This is a genomic window from Vibrio metschnikovii CIP 69.14, from assembly GCF_000176155.1.
Classification (GTDB): Bacteria; Pseudomonadota; Gammaproteobacteria; order Enterobacterales; family Vibrionaceae; genus Vibrio; species Vibrio metschnikovii.
Genome location: NZ_ACZO01000007.1, coordinates 324935 through 345637 on the forward strand (window position 1 = coordinate 324935; position 20703 = coordinate 345637).

At 43.1% G+C, this 20703-nt stretch carries 21 protein-coding genes; 13 read left to right on the forward strand and 8 right to left on the reverse strand.

Going from position 1 to position 20703, the window contains the following annotated elements; translation table 11 throughout:
* Window positions 1-222: 222 nt before the first annotated feature.
* Window positions 223-945 carry a LuxR family transcriptional regulator gene (locus VIB_RS13235; protein WP_004396712.1) on the forward strand — a complete coding sequence of 241 codons (723 nt, stop codon included), beginning with the start codon at window positions 223-225 and terminating at the stop codon, window positions 943-945.
* Between the two features lie 2 nt (window positions 946-947).
* Here VIB_RS13235 and VIB_RS13240 read toward each other — a convergent pair whose 3' ends face one another.
* The gene (locus VIB_RS13240) at window positions 948-1529 is read right to left on the reverse strand and encodes an acyl-homoserine-lactone synthase (protein ID WP_040905124.1); all 582 of its coding nucleotides are present in this window, start codon (window positions 1527-1529) and stop codon (window positions 948-950) included.
* A gap of 416 nt (window positions 1530-1945) precedes the next feature.
* On the opposite strand from VIB_RS13240, the gene VIB_RS13245 reads away from it, so the two are divergent.
* The 4 genes from VIB_RS13245 to VIB_RS13260 all read left to right on the forward strand — a co-directional run bounded on the left by VIB_RS13245 (window position 1946) and on the right by VIB_RS13260 (window position 3940).
* Window positions 1946-2440 (forward strand): acyl-CoA thioesterase, encoded by a 495-nt coding sequence (locus tag VIB_RS13245; RefSeq protein ID WP_004396713.1) that lies wholly within the window; start codon window positions 1946-1948, stop codon window positions 2438-2440.
* A gap of 255 nt (window positions 2441-2695) precedes the next feature.
* Window positions 2696-2944 carry a DUF3297 family protein gene (locus tag VIB_RS13250; RefSeq protein WP_040905130.1) on the forward strand — a complete coding sequence of 83 codons (249 nt, stop codon included), beginning with the start codon at window positions 2696-2698 and terminating at the stop codon, window positions 2942-2944.
* 118 nt (window positions 2945-3062) lie between these two features.
* A complete protein-coding gene (locus tag VIB_RS13255) occupies window positions 3063-3314 on the forward strand; it encodes a DUF2999 family protein (protein WP_004396715.1) in 252 nt (83 codons plus the stop codon).
* Between the two features lie 374 nt (window positions 3315-3688).
* Window positions 3689-3940 (forward strand): hypothetical protein, encoded by a 252-nt coding sequence (locus VIB_RS13260; protein WP_040905134.1) that lies wholly within the window; start codon window positions 3689-3691, stop codon window positions 3938-3940.
* A gap of 298 nt (window positions 3941-4238) precedes the next feature.
* Here the strand turns inward: VIB_RS13260 and malG are convergent, their stop codons facing one another.
* The 3 genes from malG to malE form a co-directional block, all read right to left on the reverse strand.
* The gene (malG, locus tag VIB_RS13265; RefSeq protein WP_004396716.1) at window positions 4239-5129 is read right to left on the reverse strand and encodes a maltose ABC transporter permease MalG; all 891 of its coding nucleotides are present in this window, start codon (window positions 5127-5129) and stop codon (window positions 4239-4241) included.
* A gap of 13 nt (window positions 5130-5142) precedes the next feature.
* Complete coding sequence (malF, locus tag VIB_RS13270; RefSeq protein WP_004396717.1) at window positions 5143-6720, reverse strand: maltose ABC transporter permease MalF; 1578 nt, start codon at window positions 6718-6720, stop codon at window positions 5143-5145.
* A 79-nt stretch (window positions 6721-6799) separates the two neighbouring features.
* Window positions 6800-7981, reverse strand: coding sequence for a maltose/maltodextrin ABC transporter substrate-binding protein MalE (malE, locus tag VIB_RS13275; protein WP_004396718.1), 1182 nt, complete (start codon window positions 7979-7981; stop codon window positions 6800-6802).
* 713 nt (window positions 7982-8694) lie between these two features.
* Here malE and malK point away from each other — a divergent pair.
* Window positions 8695-9816: a maltose/maltodextrin ABC transporter ATP-binding protein MalK gene (gene malK, locus VIB_RS13280; RefSeq protein ID WP_004396719.1), complete on the forward strand. Its 1122-nt coding sequence runs from the start codon at window positions 8695-8697 to the stop codon at window positions 9814-9816.
* A gap of 55 nt (window positions 9817-9871) precedes the next feature.
* On the opposite strand, the gene VIB_RS13285 is transcribed toward malK, so the two are convergent.
* Window positions 9872-10774 carry a DMT family transporter gene (locus tag VIB_RS13285; protein ID WP_004396720.1) on the reverse strand — a complete coding sequence of 301 codons (903 nt, stop codon included), beginning with the start codon at window positions 10772-10774 and terminating at the stop codon, window positions 9872-9874.
* 95 nt (window positions 10775-10869) lie between these two features.
* Between VIB_RS13285 and VIB_RS13290 the strand changes: the two genes are divergently transcribed.
* Together VIB_RS13290 and speG are read left to right on the forward strand one after the other, a co-directional pair.
* Entirely contained in the window at window positions 10870-12288 is a 1419-nt protein-coding gene (locus tag VIB_RS13290) for an aminotransferase-like domain-containing protein (RefSeq protein ID WP_004396721.1), read from the forward strand.
* 99 nt (window positions 12289-12387) lie between these two features.
* On the forward strand, window positions 12388-12915 hold the full coding sequence (speG, locus tag VIB_RS13295) for a spermidine N1-acetyltransferase (RefSeq protein ID WP_004396722.1): 528 nt from the start codon (window positions 12388-12390) through the stop codon (window positions 12913-12915).
* An 82-nt stretch (window positions 12916-12997) separates the two neighbouring features.
* Here the strand turns inward: speG and VIB_RS13300 are convergent, their stop codons facing one another.
* From VIB_RS13300 to kdgR, 3 genes are all read right to left on the reverse strand, one after another.
* Window positions 12998-13708: an exonuclease domain-containing protein gene (locus VIB_RS13300; protein ID WP_004396723.1), complete on the reverse strand. Its 711-nt coding sequence runs from the start codon at window positions 13706-13708 to the stop codon at window positions 12998-13000.
* A 4-nt stretch (window positions 13709-13712) separates the two neighbouring features.
* Window positions 13713-15584 carry a DUF294 nucleotidyltransferase-like domain-containing protein gene (locus VIB_RS13305; protein ID WP_004396724.1) on the reverse strand — a complete coding sequence of 624 codons (1872 nt, stop codon included), beginning with the start codon at window positions 15582-15584 and terminating at the stop codon, window positions 13713-13715.
* A gap of 83 nt (window positions 15585-15667) precedes the next feature.
* Window positions 15668-16450 carry a DNA-binding transcriptional regulator KdgR gene (gene kdgR / locus VIB_RS13310; protein ID WP_004396725.1) on the reverse strand — a complete coding sequence of 261 codons (783 nt, stop codon included), beginning with the start codon at window positions 16448-16450 and terminating at the stop codon, window positions 15668-15670.
* Window positions 16451-16706: 256 nt separating this feature from the next.
* Here kdgR and kduD point away from each other — a divergent pair, with 256 nt between their 5' ends.
* The 5 genes from kduD (at window position 16707) to VIB_RS13335 (ending at window position 20667) form a co-directional block, all read left to right on the forward strand.
* Window positions 16707-17468 (forward strand): 2-dehydro-3-deoxy-D-gluconate 5-dehydrogenase KduD, encoded by a 762-nt coding sequence (kduD, locus tag VIB_RS13315; RefSeq protein ID WP_004396726.1) that lies wholly within the window; start codon window positions 16707-16709, stop codon window positions 17466-17468.
* A 22-nt stretch (window positions 17469-17490) separates the two neighbouring features.
* Window positions 17491-18012: a YgjV family protein gene (locus VIB_RS13320; protein ID WP_040905139.1), complete on the forward strand. Its 522-nt coding sequence runs from the start codon at window positions 17491-17493 to the stop codon at window positions 18010-18012.
* A 14-nt stretch (window positions 18013-18026) separates the two neighbouring features.
* The gene (locus VIB_RS13325) at window positions 18027-18350 is read left to right on the forward strand and encodes a cupin domain-containing protein (RefSeq protein ID WP_004396728.1); all 324 of its coding nucleotides are present in this window, start codon (window positions 18027-18029) and stop codon (window positions 18348-18350) included.
* A 51-nt stretch (window positions 18351-18401) separates the two neighbouring features.
* The gene (locus tag VIB_RS13330) at window positions 18402-19037 is read left to right on the forward strand and encodes an RpiB/LacA/LacB family sugar-phosphate isomerase (RefSeq protein ID WP_004396729.1); all 636 of its coding nucleotides are present in this window, start codon (window positions 18402-18404) and stop codon (window positions 19035-19037) included.
* Window positions 19038-19239: 202 nt separating this feature from the next.
* Window positions 19240-20667: an aminotransferase-like domain-containing protein gene (locus tag VIB_RS13335; RefSeq protein WP_004396730.1), complete on the forward strand. Its 1428-nt coding sequence runs from the start codon at window positions 19240-19242 to the stop codon at window positions 20665-20667.
* Window positions 20668-20703 lie beyond the last annotated feature (36 nt).

Below are 20703 nucleotides of genomic sequence, written 5' to 3' on the forward strand. Positions count from 1 at the left end.
TAGACGACAGATCATCGACCTATCGATTGGCAGCGCCGAGTGAGAGTCAAAGTAGGCTCTCACCATTGCGATAAGCACAGATAAACGATGTCATTGGGATAATCGAATATTAACCCTACAGCAGTAAGAAAAAGGGATAACACCATAAGGATAATTGCGGACATCACCTCTATTTAAGTATATTATCAGTTCAGTTCGCGCCTTTGTTGTCAATGGTCATTTATGCAAAAAATTCTGCGCCTGATCCAAGAAAATCCTTTTATTGATAGTTTTCAAGCTCTGCAACCTACGTTGGCTAAGATGAATCATCTTATTGAGCATGAATACTTTTTATTTGGCCTTTCTTTACAGACGACATTAACCAGCAACGACACCCTCATCGCCGATAATTACCCTCTCGCTTGGCGTCAACAGTACGACGAATCCCAATTTATGTTGATTGACCCGATTGTTCGCTACAGTATGACCAATTTTTTACCGATCCGCTGGTCGGAGATTCGCGCACATCATCAAGATAGCCAGATCATTTTTGAAGAAGCTCGCCTTAATGGCTTAAAAGAGGGATTCTCGATTCCAGTTCACGGATTAAGAGGCGAATTCGGGATGCTCAGTTTCGCGACCTCAGACACACGCCATTACGACCTTAACCTGCCGGCTATTCAGGCCTCGCAATTGCTTGTACCCTTATTGGCACAAAACATAGACAATATTGTGCGCTGCCACCGTGATGCAAAGCCCAGAGCAGAGTTAACCTGTCGTGAAGGGCAATGTTTAAGTTGGGCGGCCGAAGGAAAAAGCGCTTGGGAAATCGCGCAAATTATTAATACCTCCGAACGAACGGTGAAATTTCATCTCTCTAACGCTTGCAAAAAGCTTGGTGCGACGAATCGCTACCAAGCCATTACCAAAGCGATTTTAGGCGGTTATATTAACCCTTATTTATAATGTTAAGCGCCGACACTCTCTCGGTACCGCTCATTCATTGGGATAGATAACGCCACAGATCGTGTTGACCCGAGTACATGCACTTGTTGATTGCCTAACCTTTCACAAGGGATCCCTAAGCGTTGAATGAGTTTTTCGACACCAACCGACGTTACGGTTACATAACGCGTAATACGCTGCTGTTGCGCATGATGATAAAGCGATTGAAACATCTTCATCGTCACGTTACTCACCCCACCAGCCAGTGCTGAGAACTCCTTATCCACCGCAAAACGGCTCAATTCATACACCTGCGAATCTCGCGGTGCAGTCATCGCCCCAAGTAACTCTGGGAAAGTGTTTTTTAACATATAATCCGAGGTCGTCGGTAAAATTCGCCAACAGCCCACTATCTGTCCCTGTTCTCCCTTGGCATATAAGTAATGCGCTTGGGGTATATCATACTCATCGCTTTCTAAGCCCCCTGCGGTTTTTAACTGCCAATTAAGACGCTGATAAAAAACCTTATAACGTAAGCCTAATAATGCAACATAGTCTTGCTCAGGCAATGTCGTGAATGAATGACTGTAAATAGAAATGGTCATGAGACTTCTCCTTTGGTTAATGGAGAAATCACGCTATACAAACTTGACGCACAAGAAACCTGTTCGATCGAACAGTTACATCACTCACCTTGATGCTCTATGATCAGGTCAGCTGAATTACTAACAATCAGTTGGCAAATTGATTAGGTACATACTTCAAAAAATTTAATTCGTACCGTGTAAAAACCCCTCTTTTAGAGGGGTTTTTATTGCACCCGAGAGATGCATCCCGTTGATCCATTGATACTCCACTGAATGGAATTGCAACCAAACGCGCATCACAACGCTCAGAGCATCAACTATTTACCTTATCTGCATAACGACAACTTCACAAAGCCAAATGACGTTAAGATACGCTTTGCTTGATCTATAGTAATCTTATCGAGATAGCGATAGTCACATTAAGGAATGTATACATGAGTTTTGGCAAACGAGAGATAACCCTACGCTTTTTAGCAGAACCTGGCGATGTTAACTTTGGCGGTAAAGTTCACGGAGGCGCGGTCATGAAATGGATCGACCTTGCCGCTTATGCGTGCGCTGCTGGCTGGAGTGGTAAATATTGTATTACCGCTTATGCCGGTGGCATTCGTTTTGTTGCCCCAATCCATGTGGGCAACTTGGTCGAAGTCAACGCTAAAGTCATCTACACAGGCAAAACCTCTATGCATGTCGCGATCGATGTGCAAGCCAGCGAGCCGACCGCACTAAACAATCGCCTCACAACACATTGCATTGTTATTATGGTCGCCGTCGACGAACAAGGTAAACCAACCCCAGTACCAGAATGGCAACCCACCTCAGCTGAAGACATCGCTTTACGTGAGTCGGCGATACGTTTAATGAACATGCGTACCGAAATTGGCGAAGAGATGGAAGCTCACGTCAAATACCTAAAACCCAAAACCTAAGCTTCACTCTAATGGTAAAAGATAGCTAATACTTTATGCGTTGTCGTATGCCCAAGCACCTTAGTGTTGTAGGTAGATGGTGAGCATTCATCTATCAGCATCGATAATCATCTAATTGGGACGGAGGAATGCTGCCGAGTTATCGATCATTACGCACCACGGCAGCTGCAAATAGAGGGGAGATAAACGTGGCTTGAACACTCCGCTCGCACTGTCTACAATAGCGCACTTTTTCGTAACTTCAGGTCACATATGATGAATGATACAACCGCAAAACCAGCCTTACCCGATCGTCTAGCCAGTAATTCTCGTAGCCCTTTCTTTGTCGCAGAATGCTTTGATCATGCGATTGGCATTCGCTTTAACGGCAAAGAACGCGGTGATGTAGAAGAATACTGTATCAGTGAAGGCTGGATTAAAATTCCTTCCCCTAAAGCGAAAGATCGTTACGGTAATCCAATGCTGATTCAACTCAAAGGTACAGTAGAAGCGTATTACGTATAATACTCCCGCTATTTATGCGTTAAGAAAGGCAACATTGATCCCGATGAATTCGAATCGGGATCAATGGGCCTGATATGCATGGATAAACCAGAGAAGAGAAGAAAATAAAGGTAATCTTATGAATCCAATTATAGCCCTCTTAAAAGAGCACGCGATCAGCGACCAACAAATCAATGACGTGTTTCAAGCACTGACACAAAATCCACTCGCAGCAATGGCCACCATCAGCCAACTGGGCTTACCTCAAGATAAATTGCAACTGTTGCTCGCTCAAGTAATGCAAAATCCAGCGTTAATTAAACAAGCCGTCGAAGAGCTTGGCTTAGATTTTTCAAAAGTCGAAGAAGCACAAACCAAGCTTCGTAACTAAGCGCTTCATCGTCTTTTTCTCGTTCAACCTTAAAGCAAAGTCCTATTGCCTCTCTATACCCAAAAACTTTGAGTTGCAGGTAAGCGGCAAGTGAGTCGATCCCCATGAGCATAGACAAACGATGCGATTGGGGTGAACGACCCCAGCCAACACCGCTACAGCTTCAAGTACGAAGGGGATAACGACATCTCCTGTCATTGAAACGTCATCTCGCTTTGCTTTAATTGGTCTGTAGCACCGATAATACCCGCACAACTGACGCCAATCTCATGCAATCATAAAGCGGCCAAACTGGGCAGAGTCCGTGTTCTACCCCGTGGGATGAACATACTCTTATCCCCGATTGAGGTTAAATAATAACAACGAGAAAAACCATGTCCTTAACACTCGATAAAATTACGCTCAGTGAATCGACCCTACTCGATGCAAAAGCCGTTGAATATCAATGGGTTCGTTCATTGTATGTCGAAGGCTACTCTGCCGATGAGATTAACCATTACATCAAAGCCTGCTTTGGCGGCGATGACACCTTTGCCGATCTGTTTCGAAAGGTGGCTCTAAAGCAAGAAAGCTTATATGTCCTTTTGCAGTACATGAGCTGCGCTCCCTCGACTCGAGAGCTGTAACCCGCGATACAAAATCTTCGATCTGCCTCGCATCCAAATGGCATTCTGCTGTTTGTTCTCTGCTTATTGTTTATCATCTTCAACCGTAGCGAACTCGGCAAACGTCAGGCATAAAAAAACCTGAGTTAAACTCAGGTTTCGGTTACAAAAACTGTTAGTCATGAAGCTAGTAAGGAATAGAGCTAACAGCCAGCTATGCGTAACGCCAGAACTCATATCGAACTCAACTGATCGGCGGCCAAACCAAAAGTGTTGAGTCGATACAAAATGGGCGACCTGATGGTCGCCCTTATTATTGTTATCCTTTCACACCGCCAGCGGTTAGGCCTCCAACGAGCCAGCGCTGTGCAATTAAAAAGACCGCAGTAATAGGTAATGCTGACAATACCGCCGCCGCAGCGAAATTACCCCACAAATAGTTTTGCGGATAAAGGTATTGTTGCATTCCAACAGCCAACGTATAAGAGTTTACATCAGATAGTAATAAAGATGCTATCGGAACTTCACCAACTACCATGATGAAAGATAAAATAAACACCACGGCTAAAATTGGCACCGACAATGGCAGTAAAACCAATCTAAACGCTTGCCAAGGTGTGGCACCATCAAGGGCCGCGGCCTCTTCTAACGAACTATCGATACTTTCAAAATACCCTTTAATCGTCCAGACATGTAACGCGATACCACCAAGATAAGCAAAGATTAAACCACCATGGGTATTTAAACCTAAAAACGGGATGTATTGACCTAATTTATCAAACAACGCGTAAATGGCGACCAAAGCCAATACCGCAGGAAACATTTGAAAAATCATCATCGCTTTTAAGATGGTTTCTTTGCCCTTAAAACGCATCCGCGCAAACGCATAAGCCGATGTTGTCGACAGAGCCACAATAAACACCGAGCTGATTACCCCAACTTTAACCGAGTTCCACAACCAAGTCAGCACTGGGAAAGGCGGCGGGATCACCGTGCCGTCGGCGTGCGTAACCGTCATACCTAATGCCAATTTCCAGTGCTCAAGTGACGGCCGATCGGGGATAAGGCTGCCCGTCGCAAAGTTACCTTCACGAAATGAGATAGCAATAACCATCAATAATGGGAAAATAATCAGTGATAAAAATGCCCATAACGCGATGTGTGAGGCCCAAACTCGATATTTGAGCGACTTTCCTTGAACCATAGCCATATTTTCTTCGCTCCTATTTAGTTTCTGATACTTTGGCAAAACGTAAGTTGAACAGCGCTAACGCTCCCACTAACAAGAAGATTAAGGTCGCAATCGCACTAGCCAGACCAAAGTCTTGACCGCCCGCACCTTCAAACGCGATACGATAGGTATAGCTCACCAGCAGATCGGTATAACCAGCAGGTTCCGATGTGCCAATCATGTTAGGGCCACCCTGAGTTAATAACTGAATCATCACAAAGTTATTAAAGTTGAAAGCAAAGCTCGCGATCAGTAATGGGGTTAATGGCTTAATCATCAAAGGCAAAGTAATGCGAGTAAAATTGTGTATGAAGTTTGCGCCATCAATCGCCGAAGCTTCATAAAGATCATCGGGAATCGCTTTTAGTAGACCCATACATAAAATCATCATGTAAGGGAAACCCAACCAAGTGTTAACAATCAACACCATGGTTTTCGCCAAGAAAGGATCCGAGAACCAAGCAGGGCTTATGCCAAAAATGGCTTGTAGCATCATGTTTATTTCACCAAAACTTTGGTTAAATAACCCTTTAAAAATCAGGATAGAAATAAACGCAGGGACTGCATAAGGCAAGATTAATAGGACCCGATACACCGCACGACCTTTTAACGACTCCCACTGTACCAAGCTCGCCAATATCAAACCAATCACCAAGGTAAAAGCGACGGATAAAACCGAGAAGACAATCGTCCAGATAAAGATGCTGATGAATGGCTCTTTAATACCATCATCTTTCCATACTCGCTCAAAGTTATGCGTACCAATTGACACGATAAATCCGGGAGACACTGTCGGACCGACAAACTCACCTTGTTCGTCTATCACCTGATAAAAGCCGACCTCCATGTTCGGACGTAACCATTCACCGGTTCGATTATTGAATAGCGTCTTACCATCTTCTTGCACCGTGTAAAGAGGGACTACACCGGCAAATTGGCGTAAGCCACTCATCCGAATATCAATGCCTGATGGGAAGTGCAAATCAATCCCCGATAAGGTACTGCGATAGCCAACAATGGTGCGTACCGGTTCAGGCTCACCCAGTGGACTATCAAGCGGAGCAAGATACAAATCAGCAGGGACAGAACCTGTCAGAGGGAAACTTTCAGTGATATACCACTCATCACCGTCTTGCACAGCGATACGATAGCCATCATCCGCCTTGTGCAATGTAAAAGGATAGCTATCGCCACTTTGATAAGTACGATTTAATAACACCGTCTGCGCTCGCTCAAAGGAGAGCTGATTTTTAGCGCTGTAGTTGGTAAATGCTAAATTGACGGTATAAGCAAGAGGAAAAAGGATAAACAGGATCATCCCTGCTACCCCTGGATAAATATAACGATGAGCGTAGGTCTTCTTACTACCAAAAATATACAAAGCTAAAACAGTAAGAACCAGAGTAAGCATAGCGAATGCCAGCTCACCGCGAGAATACATTAAAATCGTTGTATAGCCATTCACGATACCTACTGCGCTTAAAACGGCCCATTTAAGGATTGAGCCTTTGCTGATTGATCGTATTTTGGCTGAAACTGATATCGCCTCTGTACCTTGAATTGACTGCATATAACAACCTGCTAGCGAAATGAAAACTGAGAAAATAAGGAGAGGTTACCCTCTCCTCAAAAAGTACTATCGAATAAAATTATCGCGTCATTTGTCTTTCTGCATCCGCCAAAGCGGCATCAACGGTTTGACGTCCATCAACGATATTGATGATAGCGCTCTTCGCCGCTCCCCAGAAAGCGTTCATCTGTGGGATGTTTGGCATCACTTCACCGTTCAGTGCGTTATCCATCGTTGCTGCGATACGAGCATCAGAATCGAGTTCACTTTGGAAAGAGTTCAACGCAACAGCACCCAATGGTTTATCGTTATCCACCATACGTAAACCTTCGTTGGTCAGCAGGTAGTTTTCCAAAAACTCCACGGCAAGATCACGGTTAGGTGAAGCGGTGCTGATCCCAGCGGTTAATACGCCAACAAATGGTTTTGAGGCTTGACCATTAAATCTTGGTAGCGTGGTCACACCATAATTGATGCCTGAACGCTCAATGTTATTCCAAGACCAAGGACCATTAATGGTCATCGCGGTATTACCTTGGTTAAAGGCCGCTTCCGACACCGAATAATCCATATCGGCAGAGATGACGCCTTTATCGACCAAACCTTTTACAAAGTTCATCGCATCTTTAACGCCTTTATTGGCAATGCCAGCGTCTTTAATATCGTAACCGCCGCCAGTGTATTTAAAGGCATAGCCACCATCAGCAGCCATCAGTGGCCAAGTGAAGTAAGGTTCTTTTAAGTTCCACATAATCGCAGATTTACCTTGCTTCTTGAGTTTTGCATCAAGCTCAGCCACTTCTTCCCAGTTTTTTGGCGGGTTAGGAACTAAATCTTTGTTATAAATCAGCGAGAGAGATTCAACCGCAATGGGGTAACCAATCAGTTTGCCATCATAGCGAACGGCATCCCATGCAAAATCAACAATACCGTCTTTAATGCGTTGTGAAGGTTTGATTTCTGCTAATAAACCCGCTTCGGCATAGCCACCAAATCGGTCATGCGCCCAAAACACAATGTCAGGACCATCACCCGTTGCTGCCGTTTGCGGGAAACGGTCTTGTAAACCATCAGGGTGAGCAACGGTAACTTTAATCCCCGTGTCGGCTTCGAATTTCTTACCAACTTCAGCTAGGCCGTTATAACCTTTATCACCGTTGATCCAGATTGTGAGTTGTCCTTCTTGAATAGCAGCATTTGCACCAAATGAGCCAAGCGCAACCAAAGTGCTTAGCGCGACAGTGCTTAGGGCATTTTTCATCTTCATATCCTTGTTATTTGTGTTGTAGGGCGAACACCGATTGAGGTTTTGCCGTATTTCGCCATCTATCATCAGCAAAAAACGGGGGTGACTCATCCTCCTACTCCCTACGCCCTAGCCATTATGGCCTAGTTTCGTGATCTACATCGTCACAGGTTAGCGATCATAGTCACAAAAAAAGCGTTGACTGTGATGAAGTTCAACTTCATGACAATCAATAATTTGAACTGGATCTATATGATGGTTTTATCCCCTCCTCCGCCTCATCCTTGGCTACTCCCCCTATAAAAAAAAGCAACGGGAGGATGTGAGCAACCACATCATCAAGGAAACTAAGCACATCCAAGAGTGGATGGTAAGAACCCTTTCCAGTATCTATTGCAGTGCTGGCTTGCATTGCCGAATGGGTTTGCTGTCATCACTTGAGCGTTCGTGGTAATTATTGTACGGGGGAGACGTTCGAGCATGGCGGGGGAAGCAAACTGATTCTTGGCTTTGATGGGTGATGTTTTCTACAAGTCAATGACGTTGTAGGCATCACCCTTTCTTTTCTTACTAATGAAATGAGAGGTAACGCAGCATCGCTGCAGAATCATCGGCATTCACCATGAAAAATGATTCACCTTAATGTATTCCTACTGTTATTGCCTGCAAGATAATTCATATAATGATAGGCAGTAATCATTAAAAAATCTTGATCGAGGACGAGCTACATGGCGAGTGTCACGTTAAAAAATGTATGTAAAGCTTATGGTGATGTATTGATTTCTAAAAATGTTGATTTAGAAATCCCAGAAGGCGAATTTGTCGTTTTCGTAGGTCCATCAGGTTGTGGCAAATCCACCTTATTACGCTGTATTGCTGGCCTTGAGGAGATCACCTCTGGTGACCTTTATATCGGCGATCAACGCATGAACGATGTCGAACCGTCAAAACGTGGTGTCGGCATGGTATTTCAATCGTATGCCCTTTATCCGCATCTTAATTTATACGACAACATGTCGTTTGGCCTCAAACTAGCCAAAGCCAGTAAAGCGGACATTAGCCAACGAGTAGAAAAAGTGGCTGATATCCTGCAACTAAGCCATCTATTAGACCGTCAACCTAAAGCACTTTCTGGCGGTCAACGTCAGCGGGTCGCGATTGGGCGGACCCTAGTTTCTCAACCCGATGTGTTCTTACTCGATGAACCACTGTCTAACCTAGATGCAGCGTTGCGTGTACAAATGCGCTCTGAAATTACCAAGCTACAGCGCAAACTCGGTTGCACGATGATCTACGTAACCCATGACCAGGTCGAAGCGATGACCATGGCCGATAAAATCGTCGTTCTCGATGCTGGTTTTGTTTCGCAAGTCGGTAAACCGCTTGAGCTCTATCACTACCCGAAAAACCGCTTTGTAGCTGGATTCATTGGCTCGCCAAAAATGAACTTTATGAGTGTCACGATTGAAGAAGCAGAGAAAGAGCGCGTAAAAGTCAAACTGTCTAACGGTTTCTCTTTCTGGATCCCTGTTGATGGTACCACCGTCACCGCCGGTGCTCGTATGTCACTCGGTGTACGTCCTGAGCACTTACTCTTACCAGAAGATGGCGATGCGCCCATCGATGGCAAAGTGATGATTGTTGAAAAACTCGGCAATGAAACCCAAGTGTATATGAATGTGAAAGGCTCAGACTCTGACATCATCTACCGCCAGCCAGACACGCTCGATATCGAAGTCGGGGATACGCTCACCATTGGCCTGCCCGCTCATCGCTGCCATTTATTCCACAGTGACGGCCGTGCATGTCAACGCTTACATCAAGAAAAAGGCGTTGTGATTGAGCGTTAAGTCTCGTCCTTGCAGACAACGGTCTGAAACCGTTGTCTGCGGTATTCAAAGTAACTTAATTTTCCAATATTAAGCTTCGTTTTCGTCCCCATAGCTTCGGCTTTTTGACGACAAAGTACACCGCTAACGCGGTTAATATAAAACCTAATATCCCCAATCCATCCAATGATTCATCAAACGCAAACCATGCCTGAATCGCCGTCGTCGGCGGAACCAAATAAAAAATAGAAGCGACATTGGATGAAGCACCATGCTCGACCATGTACAGCAAAAGTAAAACGGCAACACATGATAAAACAACGACTAACCAAACCATGGTCAACACAAACGTCGTCGTCCATTGAATACTCATACTTTCAACCTTAAGCGCAAGAGGAATAAATAGTATGGAAGCCGCCATGTATTGCACCAAGGTTCCCCCCAATAGATCACTCTGTTGACAAAATCTTTTCTGGTACAAAGTGCCAACAGTGATACCAAACAAAGAGAGAAGACACATTCCTACCGCTGCCCATTGCTTCTCTTCTGATTGCCACTCAAGGTTACCAAGCAAGACCAAGCTGATACCGACAAATCCTATCCCCAGCCCAATCCATTGACTAACAGTAAAACGTTGTGGCGTCATGATAACCAACAGCAAAACGGTCATCACAGGTTGAGTACCGACTAACAATGAGGTTAACCCTGCCGGCATCCCCCAATAAATCGCCTGATAAGTTCCGCCCAAATACAACCCATGAATCAGTAAACCAGCAACACTTGCGTGCCATAGTGCTTTCCCTTTTGGGATAGATTGCCGTTTAAAAAGAGCCAGCAAACCTCCGAATAAAAGTACCGTTAACAGCATACGCAAGCTGAGCAATGTCATAGGTTCAGCATAAGTCAGCCCATAACGAGCACCCACGAAGCCTGAAGACCATAATATGACAAACAGAAAAGGGATCATTTTAATGAACATAGAAAATCTCTCGCCATGAGGATAACAATTACGCTACTTTAATTGGGTACAGAAAAACAAAAAGGCACAGTTTCCATTATTTCAACGGGTACAGAATGGTCAAAATTTGCAAATATAAACAAGTTGAAGCGTATTTACGCCATGCCATTGAGCAACGTTTGTTTAATTCACACGAAAAACTACCATCCATTCGTGAATTAGCCCTTGCCCTATCGGTGAGCAAAAATACCGTCATTCGAGCCTATCAAGTGTTAGAAGCTCAAGGATGGGTGTACGCTCAGCCAAGAAGTGGTTACTGTGTTTCGCCACCACCGTCATCGTTAGAAATCAGTGAGCAAACACCTCGCCAAGTCGATTTGTTGTCAATGTCGAAAGACATTCTGGCCAATCCAATCAAACACTATGAGATGTCAGCAGGTTCCGCACACCCGAATACCGACTCTAGTGCCATTCGTAGTTTGTATGCACATATCGGACGTCACAGTCGTAAACAAACGCATATTCCCAGTCACTATCAACTGCCACCGGGGAATAACCAACTCGTAAAACAGCTAGCAAAACTTTCGCAAGAGAGCGGTATCTTTGCCCAGAGTCGAGACATTGCCATTACTCATGGAGCACAACAAGCCATCAGCTTAGCTTTTCGAGCGCTCACTCAAGTGGGAGACATCGTGGCCGTCGAGTCGCCTTGTTATTTTGGTACCTTATTGTTAATCGAGTCTTTAGGGTTAAGAGTGGTGGAAATACCCAGCCACACAATAACTGGCATTGATCTAGATGCACTGGTTGATGCTTTACAGCGCTGGCCAATCAAAGCGTTATTGCTTACGCCTAATTTTACTAATCCAACAGGGGCATTGATGCCACTGCTACACCGTAAAATACTGCTAGAAAAAACATCCTCACTGCCAATCATTGAAGATGATGTCTTTGGTTATTTAGGATTTAACGACCCAATCCCCAGCTTAAAAAGCTTGGATAACCACGATAGAGTTATTTATATTAATTCGCTGTCTAAAACGTTAGATTCTCGACTTCGAATTGGCTGGATAATTGCTGGACAATACATGGAAAAAATAGATAAGATTTTACTCAGTGAGAACATGGGCAGCCTAAATTTAATACAATCAGCAGTGGCTGAGTTTCTCTCTTCAGGCCAATACAAAACTCATCTTGCTAAAATGCGCCGCCTATATCAATATCGCCAGCAAAAGTTTACCACCATGTTGAACCAAGCATTCAATGGCCAACAAGGATTACAGGGACAATACCACCTCAGTCATCCAGAAGGTTCCTTTTTAAACTGGCTAACACTACCGTCTCATATCGATACTTACGAGCTCTACCAACAATGTCTACCAAAAAAAATCAGCTTCTTGCCAGGGCATCTATTTGCGACCCAACATCAATTCACTCACTGTATTCGCTTTAGCGTGGCAAATTTGAATGATGAAAAAAAATGGCAACCCAGCTTAAATCTTCTCGCACAGATGATCACGGCTCAACTAAAATAAAGATAAACCGAAGCAAATCATCTTAGTTCGCAGAGATCCGCCCCCATTAACCACTATGATGTACAGTTAAATACAATAAAAGAATAATAAGGATTATCCATGAAACACCAGCTATCTCTTAGAGCTTTAGAGCGCGGCGACTTGCGCTTTATTCATAATTTGAATAATAACCGCAACATTATGTCTTACTGGTTTGAAGAGCCGTATGAATCGTTTGATGAACTGGAAGAGTTGTACAACAAACACATTCATGACAACGCCGAACGGCGTTTCGTGGTTGAGAATCAGCAAAAAGATCTGATTGGCTTAGTCGAGCTCATCGAAATTAACTACATCCACCGCAGTGCTGAATTTCAAATCATCATTACCCCAGAGCATCAAGGTAAAGGGTTTGCCCGCACCTTAATTCATCGTGCGCTGGATTACTCTTTCACCATTCTCAATTTACACAAAATTTATCTGCATGTATCGATTGAAAACGATAAAGCGATTCATCTATATGAAAAATGTGGTTTTATTGAAGAAGGGCATTTAGTACAAGAGTTTTTCATTAATGGTCGTTACCGAGACGTCAAACGGATGTACATTCTGCAAAGCGACTATTTAAAAAAAACCTATCCAGAATAAACCTTTTCAAAATAATCAACGCTATCGCAGCAGAGAGTTAAGCTTAGCTCTCTGCTTGCTAAGTAAAATAGTGCTCTTCAATTTACATCATCAACTTTTCAACTCTTGGCATATGCCCTCTAAAGATCGATTTCACTTGCGCAGTAAATAATTCGGCAGTGGCCAGAGCATCCATAGCTGCCGAATGAGCACTATACTGAGGCAACCCATAACGAGCCCGAACATCATGTAACTGAAAACTGCGTTGTATATCCGTTTGCCCTTGATAGGTCATCTGCTTTTCGATTTGCAATGTGTCTATCCACACACAAGGGAACTGCTCTAAGCCATAACGCTGTTGTAAATAGCGTTCTACAAAAGCACGCTCAATACACGAACCATGAACCAATGCGACTTTTCCTGCCAAGCGAATAAAAAGGCGATCCATTGCCTCATCCAGCGTTAATCCTGCAGATAATATTTTAGGGGTAATATGATTAATTTGTGCCGATTGGGCGGTAATAAATTGTGGATGACAAACGAACAACTCTTCGCTCGCAGCAAGATCGATTTCATCCAGCGTCATATCAACCCAGCCTAAGCTCAAGATATGATCTTGTCTAGCGTTAACCCCTGACGTTTCAAAATCGAAAGCAACGAAATCGACTTGAACAATCATAGCCTCAATACAAGGCAGAGGAGTATTCAAATAATGGGCTAAACCGGGAGACCACTCGGCATTCTTTGCTAAATGTTGTTGCTGTTGATAACGTTTACTTGACGATTCGAAATGGCGTTTAAGTGCTTGAAACATGAGTTTATCCCTTTAAGAATCTGATCTTAGCGACGTCCTGTAGCTCACTGATGATTTTAAATGCTTCTTTAAGGTGCTTTCGTTCAAAACTGCTGAACGAGTCAGGAGCAATATGATTATTGGCCTCCTTCCCTTCACGAATGGCTTGTAACTGATGCTGAAAGCGAACTTGAGTAATAAACTTAAACGCTCCAATTATATTTTGGCAACTGTCTTCTGACATCATGCCTTGCTGAACAGCAAACCTAAATCGTTCTTCCGTTCCAGTCATCGAGCCTCCTGCAGCTAAACTAAAAATACGTGCTAGATCGATGATTAAATTTAAAGCAAATTTCTTAATATTAAGAGTGTTACTGTTTTCTCCGCCTTTTTCGAGAACAAGATGATTAAAAATGCCCAAAGGAGGCTGAGTATCAATAGCATCACGTACCAACGCTGGTAAAAAAATCGGACTATTTTGTAAACACTCATGAAGGTAGTGCTGCATCTGCTCAACCAGTTCACTGTTACCGTAAATGGACCGAACTTCTAGAAAAACGCTAATACTCAACAGCTTATTGTATTCTGGACTCGTAACCCATTTATGATAATATTTTTTCCAGATATTCAGCGGTTGACACCATTTGGGTGACGCTGCCATATATTTACCATCACACAATGGATAACCACAAGCAGCCAACCCATTACAAACACGCATCGCTAAATGAGTAAAGTAGAGCCTATCATCTGGCTTTGCATTATCGGCTAATACCAAGGCACTGTCTTGATCTGATAACATATGGACTTCATTGCGTGCATGTGAGCCCGCAACTACCCAAGCATACTCACAAGGTGGTGGGCCTAACAACTCTTCGGTAATTTGCAGTAAGCGACGTGTAAAAGCATCCATGATCATCGACATGACTCGCCCTTGTATCTCAGCGCTCACTCCGCTTTCAACTAACGATTCAAAAATAGCCTGTTTTTCTGATTTTAACGCAGCTAACGCATTAACTGAGCTGGCATATTTAATTTTTTCAATTAAAAACAGCGCTTGTGTTCGATGATTGTGAACCAGATGTGAAGTCGTTAATAACCCAACAACCTGATTACCATTGACCACAGGCAAACAACGAATGTTATATTGCAGCATAATAGAAATGGCTTGAATCACTTTATCATCGGCATGGATAAGTTGTGGGTTTTTGGTCATCACGTGACGAATAGGCTGAGTAATATTAACCGCTGCAGCGACTACATTACGCGTCATGTCTCGATCGGTAACAATACCGACAATTTCATCCTGCCGGGTAATCACCGCGCATGAACTAAAGCGCCCTTCCTCACCACACATCGCTTGAGCCACCTGATGAATTGACAAGTTTTCATCGGCGATGGTAATGTTATCACTCGCGATTTCCGAGACTCGACGAAAGAAAAGCCCCTTTTCTTCTTCTCGACAGGTATGTTCCACCGCAGAGTTCAATCGTAGTCGTGCTTGAGCCGCAAAATAATCCGCAAACTCTGGATGCTCAGCACTGATTTTCAACATATTATGATGTGGCACGAGATACAATAATGAATCTTGGATAGCCTCAGCTTGATAGCCATCTTCAGCTTCTTTCAACGGCTCTAAAAAAGTAAAACCAAATTGATCTTCCTCTCCTAAACGCGCACGTAATTCACCATCACGGCGGCGTTGTTCTATTGCCCCCGTTCGAACAATATACAGATAACGTTCTTCACACTGTGCGCTAAACTCAATTCGCTCTCCTCGCGCCAGATAACGCACTTTGACTTGATTTGCTAATGACTCAACCATCTTTTTGGGAAGCTTATCAAACGGGTCAATTGTGACTAAAAAATTATAAATATTAGGCGTTAGTGATGAACCCATATGAACCTCTAGATATTAAAACGACGTTTCATTAAGTTACACATCGACAAATAAAGCAGCCTAAGGCTGCTTTATTTGTCCCCTTAAGCGGGGTAATTGTTATAACCAAGCTGTGCGGAAATATTGCGCCCTGCCGTTTGTAATAAACCCACATAATAATCCAAACGCTGTTCATCAAAGCGAATGGTTGGTAAAGAAATCGACAACCCAGCAATAATATGGCCAAACCGATCGTACACAGGAGCGGCGATACAGCGTAAACCAGGTTCTTGCTCTTCATTATCTTGCGCAAAATGTTGCGCACGAACTCGTTCTAGCTCGGCGATCAACTGATCGGTATTTTCTAATGTGTTTTCGGTATGTTTGATAAACTCGACATCCGCTAATGTGTCACGAACAAACATTTCTTCTCTGTCTGATAAGAGCACCTTACCGATAGCCGTACTATACAATGGGTTACGACGCCCAATGCGTGATTGCATCCGCAAGTTATAGCCAGAATCAATTTTATGAATATAGATGATGCCGTTACCATCCAACGCACCTAAATGCAGTGCTTCATTCGTTTGCTGTGAAATAAAGCGCATTTCTTTATCCGCTAATTCGACTAAATCGACATATTCAAGTGACTTAGAACCGAGTTCAAACAATTTTAAAGTGAGGCGGTATTTATCAGCTTCGCCTTCTTGAGCCACGTAGCCCATCGATTTCATTGTTTGTAAAAATCGATAAGTGGTAGCTTTCGATGTCATCAAGCGCTGAGAAAGCTCAGAAACACCGATCTCTTTTTGCTCACCCAAAGCTTGAAGAATGCTAAAGACTTTCAGAACAGAAGATACTGGTTCTGGCTGCGTTGATTTTTCCATTATTGATCCTTGCTGTTTCTTTTGTGTTTTTATTATAACCATTCACTTTATGTTAACCACTATTTTTAAAAAGCCTTTTCAATATTTTGAAACCGCGCAAATCTCAATGACAAAAAAACAAGACCGGCATCAATATTTTTAAAACAGCTTTTCAAAAATATTTGCGTTTAGGTTAATTTTCAGGGACGATACAACTACTGGGTGAGATGGCGAATCTAGCCGAATCACAACACCACTGCTATGAAGGAAAAATATTATGATTCTTGATTCATTCAACTTAGAAGGCAAAGTTGCCATCGTTACAGGTTGTGATACAGGCTTAGGTCAAGGAATGGCGCTCAGTCTCGCTAAAGCTGGATGTGATATTGTTGGAGTAAATATTGTCGAGCCAACAGAAACCATAGAAAAAATGGCTGAAACGGGACGTAAGTTTATCGATATCCGTGCCAACCTCATGGTGTTAGACGATATTCCATCAATTGTTGATCGCGCAGTGACCGAGCTAGGACATATCGATATCTTAGTTAATAACGCAGGTATCATTCGCCGTAATGATGCCATCGAATTCAGCGAGAAAGACTGGGACGATGTCATGAACATCAATATCAAATCGGTATTTTTCATGTCACAAGCCGTAGCCAAACAATTTATTGCACAAGGTAAAGGCGGGAAAATCGTCAACATCGCTTCAATGCTCTCTTTCCAAGGCGGTATTCGTGTTCCTTCTTATACAGCATCCAAAAGTGGCGTAATGGGTATTACACGTCTGATGGCCAATGAATGGGCTCAGCACAACGTAAATGTCAACGCGATTGCTCCAGGTTACATGGCAACCAACAATACTGCAGCTCTTCGCTCTGATGAAGAACGCAGTAAAGAAATTCTTGACCGCATTCCAGCCGGTCGCTGGGGAACACCGAATGACTTAGCTGGCCCGGTTATCTTTTTAGCCTCTTCAGCCTCTGATTATATCAATGGTTACACGATTGCCGTTGATGGTGGTTGGTTAGCACGTTAATCACACATAAGTATTCGAGAAGATGATGGTAGATTTATCACTGGCTCAAGCTTTAGGGTTGGTTAGTTTTGCTTTAGGGATCTCCACTTTTTACCAAAAAGACGACCGACGATTAAAAATCATTATGTTGATTTTTAATCTCAATCATCTTCTCCACTTTTTCTTGCTTGGCTCGATGGTATCCGCGTTCAGCGCGGCACTATCTGCATTAAGAACAGGCAGCTCTATTTATACCTCCTCCAAATATGTTGCGATGCTTTTTTTGATTGCGGGAGGCGTATTAGGGATATCGATTGCTGAACACTGGTCGGATTTATGGCCAGTCATCGGCACTATGATTGGTACGTTTGCTATTTTCATGTTGCGTGGTGTATCAATGCGCATTGCCTTTTTAATTGGCGCATGTTGCTGGCTAACCAATAATATTTTGATCGGTTCCATCGGCGGAACTCTGCTCGAACTAACCGTGATCATGGTCAATAGTGTGACCATTTATCGGCTGTTACGTGATCAAAAACGAATCATCGCAACCCAAACTCTATAAAAGAAGGAGATACGATGTTTGTCTATAACAAAGAGGTAAAGCTAGAAGATCTCGGCGCAGGTGTATCACGCAAAATTCTCGCGTACAGTGACAATATAATGAGTGTCGAAGTGTACTTTGAGAAAGGGGCCGTAGGCCCAATGCATAGTCATCCACATGAGCAATTAACTTATGTGCTGTCGGGAGAGTTCGAATTCACCATTGGCGATGAAACCAAAATCGTCAAAGCTGGCGATGCCTTATACAAAGAGCCGAATGTTATGCATGGCTGTGTCTGCCGAGAAGCTGGCGTATTGTTAGATAACTTTACTCCGATGCGCAAAGATTTTATTCAATAATCACTTTATTTTTACTCTTATGTTAAGCGGCTTAGCCGCAGGAGAAACACCATGAAAATCGCACTGATGATGGAAAACAGCCAAGCAGCGAAGAATGCTATGGTACTGAATGAACTGAACACCGTCGCGACACCATTAGGCAACGATGTATTCAACGTCGGTATGTCCGATGACAATGACCATCACCTGACTTATATCCATTTAGGGATCATGGCCAGTATTTTGCTAAACTCAAAAGCGGTCGATTTTGTTGTTACAGGTTGTGGTACAGGGCAAGGCGCCATGATGTCTTGTAACCTTCATCCCGGTGTTATTTGTGGTTACTGTTTAGAGCCCTCAGATGCTTTCTTATTTAACCAGATCAACAATGGCAATGCTCTCGCATTAGCTTTTGCTAAAGGATTCGGTTGGGCGGGCGAATTAAATGTTCGCTACATTTTTGAAAAAGCCTTTACAGGTCAAAGAGGTCAAGGCTACCCCATTGAGCGCGCTGAGCCACAACAGCGCAACGCAGGCATTCTTAGCCAAGTGAAATCTGCCGTAGCAAAAGACGTGGTGACGGCTCTACGTTCGATTGATCAAGATTTGGTCAAAACTGCGGTAGGTGGTGCGCGTTTCCAAGAGTGTTTCTTCGCGCATTGCCAAGTACCAGAAATTGCAGAATACGTTCAATCACTACTTAACTAATCACCGCACCACTACTTTTTCAATGTGTCACTTTAGCCAGCCTTATGCTGGCTTTTTTGCTATGGGCGGTGTTTCAATCGCTTACCTTAAGTATGATCTTTTCTGAAGGTATTTTATTTCTCACTTGAGTTATTCTCTTAGCTGTGTTTTAAGGTTGAGATAATCTCAATCGATTTAAGCTATTTATCAAGAAGGGCTTTTGATGAAGAAATCACAAGTACTCGCCAATACCATTAAAAGTCAAATAGAACAGAACATTTGGCTCAGTGGAGAGAAGATTCCATCCATTAGAGCAGCGTGTCAACGCTATAAACTAAGTATTGAAACTGTACTTCAAGCCTACCAACAGCTAGAAGATCAAGGCTATGTGCGATCAAAACCTAAATCAGGTTATTTTGTTCTCCCTAGAAGAAATGAGCTAACCTCAGAGAACTCTACCCAAAAAGTGATAAAGCCGTACCCGGTTAAAATCAGTGATTTGTTATACGATGTCCTTCAGCGAGCCAAAGACCCGAGTATCATCCCATTCAGCTCTGCATTTCCAGACCCGGCTTTGTTTCCTCATCAAGCTCTATCACGTAGCTTAGCGAATGCCAGCCGACAAATGCTTGGTAATAGTATGTTAACTAATTTACCTCCCGGTAGTAAAACGCTTCGCCGGCAAATAGCTCAACGCTATCAAGTGAGCGGGTTAAATGTATTGCCTGACGACATTGTCATTACTTCAGGAGCAATGGAAGCATTAAATCTATGTTTACAATCTTGTACTGAACCCGGTGATTTAGTCGCCATAGAATACCCTGCTTTTTATGGCGTATTACAAGTGATTGAAAGACTTAACCTAACGGCGGTTGAGATACCCACCGACCCTGAAAATGGAATCGATCTTGATGTATTAGAATCTGTGTTTGTCTCTATGGATATAAAAGCCTGCTGGTTCATGACAGAATCACAAAATCCGGTTGGTTATTCAATGAGTAATCATCGTAAAAAACGCTTAGCCGAGTTAGTTAATCAGCATGAGATCACTATGATCGAAGATGATGTTTATCGTGAACTTTATGCAGGGAATCAAAGTTCATTGCCAGCTAAAGCTTATGATAAAGAAGGGAGCATCATGTTATGCGGTTCATTCTCAAAATCATTGTCACCTGGATTTAGAATTGGCTGGGTAGTCGCTGGTAACCATGCATTAAAAATACAACGCTTGCAGCATTTTTCGACACTTTCAAGCAGCATTCCAATTCAGCTCGGTTTATCCCATTACTTAACCTTTTATAGCTTTGACAATCATCTTAAAAAGCTACGTAAGATTTTGAATGACCGTAAAAAAAACCATATTGATTTATTGCAAACCTCTTTTCCAGCCAGTGTGATTATTCACAGAAATAAAGGTGGATATTTTATATGGATTGAACTTCCCGACAGTATTTGTGTAGAAACACTTTATGAACAAGCCCTAGAGCACAACATATCCATTGCACCCGGGATTATATTTAGTAGCGATAAACGCTTCTCTCATCATATCCGACTCAACTGTTCATACGTGTGTGATGAAAAAATAGAGAAAGCCATTAAAACCCTTGGTACTCTCATTCGAACAATGGAAGTACAGACTCGAGCCAATTAACTAAACATGCTCTCAGTTATTCTGTTCTGTTTTTTA

What these genes read in the sequence shown, in the direction of transcription:
- VIB_RS13235 (WP_004396712.1), top strand. Translation starts at nt 223, where the DNA reads ATGCAAAAAATTCTGCGCCTGATCCAAGAAAATCCTTTTATTGATAGT.
- VIB_RS13240 (WP_040905124.1), bottom strand. Translation starts at nt 1,529, where the DNA reads ATGACCATTTCTATTTACAGTCATTCATTCACGACATTGCCTGAGCAA.
- VIB_RS13245 (WP_004396713.1), top strand. Translation starts at nt 1,946, where the DNA reads ATGAGTTTTGGCAAACGAGAGATAACCCTACGCTTTTTAGCAGAACCT.
- VIB_RS13250 (WP_040905130.1), top strand. Translation starts at nt 2,696, where the DNA reads ATGAATGATACAACCGCAAAACCAGCCTTACCCGATCGTCTAGCCAGT.
- VIB_RS13255 (WP_004396715.1), top strand. Translation starts at nt 3,063, where the DNA reads ATGAATCCAATTATAGCCCTCTTAAAAGAGCACGCGATCAGCGACCAA.
- VIB_RS13260 (WP_040905134.1), top strand. Translation starts at nt 3,689, where the DNA reads ATGTCCTTAACACTCGATAAAATTACGCTCAGTGAATCGACCCTACTC.
- malG (WP_004396716.1), bottom strand. Translation starts at nt 5,129, where the DNA reads ATGGCTATGGTTCAAGGAAAGTCGCTCAAATATCGAGTTTGGGCCTCA.
- malF (WP_004396717.1), bottom strand. Translation starts at nt 6,720, where the DNA reads ATGCAGTCAATTCAAGGTACAGAGGCGATATCAGTTTCAGCCAAAATA.
- malE (WP_004396718.1), bottom strand. Translation starts at nt 7,981, where the DNA reads ATGAAAAATGCCCTAAGCACTGTCGCGCTAAGCACTTTGGTTGCGCTT.
- malK (WP_004396719.1), top strand. Translation starts at nt 8,695, where the DNA reads ATGGCGAGTGTCACGTTAAAAAATGTATGTAAAGCTTATGGTGATGTA.
- VIB_RS13285 (WP_004396720.1), bottom strand. Translation starts at nt 10,774, where the DNA reads ATGTTCATTAAAATGATCCCTTTTCTGTTTGTCATATTATGGTCTTCA.
- VIB_RS13290 (WP_004396721.1), top strand. Translation starts at nt 10,870, where the DNA reads ATGGTCAAAATTTGCAAATATAAACAAGTTGAAGCGTATTTACGCCAT.
- speG (WP_004396722.1), top strand. Translation starts at nt 12,388, where the DNA reads ATGAAACACCAGCTATCTCTTAGAGCTTTAGAGCGCGGCGACTTGCGC.
- VIB_RS13300 (WP_004396723.1), bottom strand. Translation starts at nt 13,708, where the DNA reads ATGTTTCAAGCACTTAAACGCCATTTCGAATCGTCAAGTAAACGTTAT.
- VIB_RS13305 (WP_004396724.1), bottom strand. Translation starts at nt 15,584, where the DNA reads ATGGGTTCATCACTAACGCCTAATATTTATAATTTTTTAGTCACAATT.
- kdgR (WP_004396725.1), bottom strand. Translation starts at nt 16,450, where the DNA reads ATGGAAAAATCAACGCAGCCAGAACCAGTATCTTCTGTTCTGAAAGTC.
- kduD (WP_004396726.1), top strand. Translation starts at nt 16,707, where the DNA reads ATGATTCTTGATTCATTCAACTTAGAAGGCAAAGTTGCCATCGTTACA.
- VIB_RS13320 (WP_040905139.1), top strand. Translation starts at nt 17,491, where the DNA reads ATGATGGTAGATTTATCACTGGCTCAAGCTTTAGGGTTGGTTAGTTTT.
- VIB_RS13325 (WP_004396728.1), top strand. Translation starts at nt 18,027, where the DNA reads ATGTTTGTCTATAACAAAGAGGTAAAGCTAGAAGATCTCGGCGCAGGT.
- VIB_RS13330 (WP_004396729.1), top strand. Translation starts at nt 18,402, where the DNA reads ATGAAAATCGCACTGATGATGGAAAACAGCCAAGCAGCGAAGAATGCT.
- VIB_RS13335 (WP_004396730.1), top strand. Translation starts at nt 19,240, where the DNA reads ATGAAGAAATCACAAGTACTCGCCAATACCATTAAAAGTCAAATAGAA.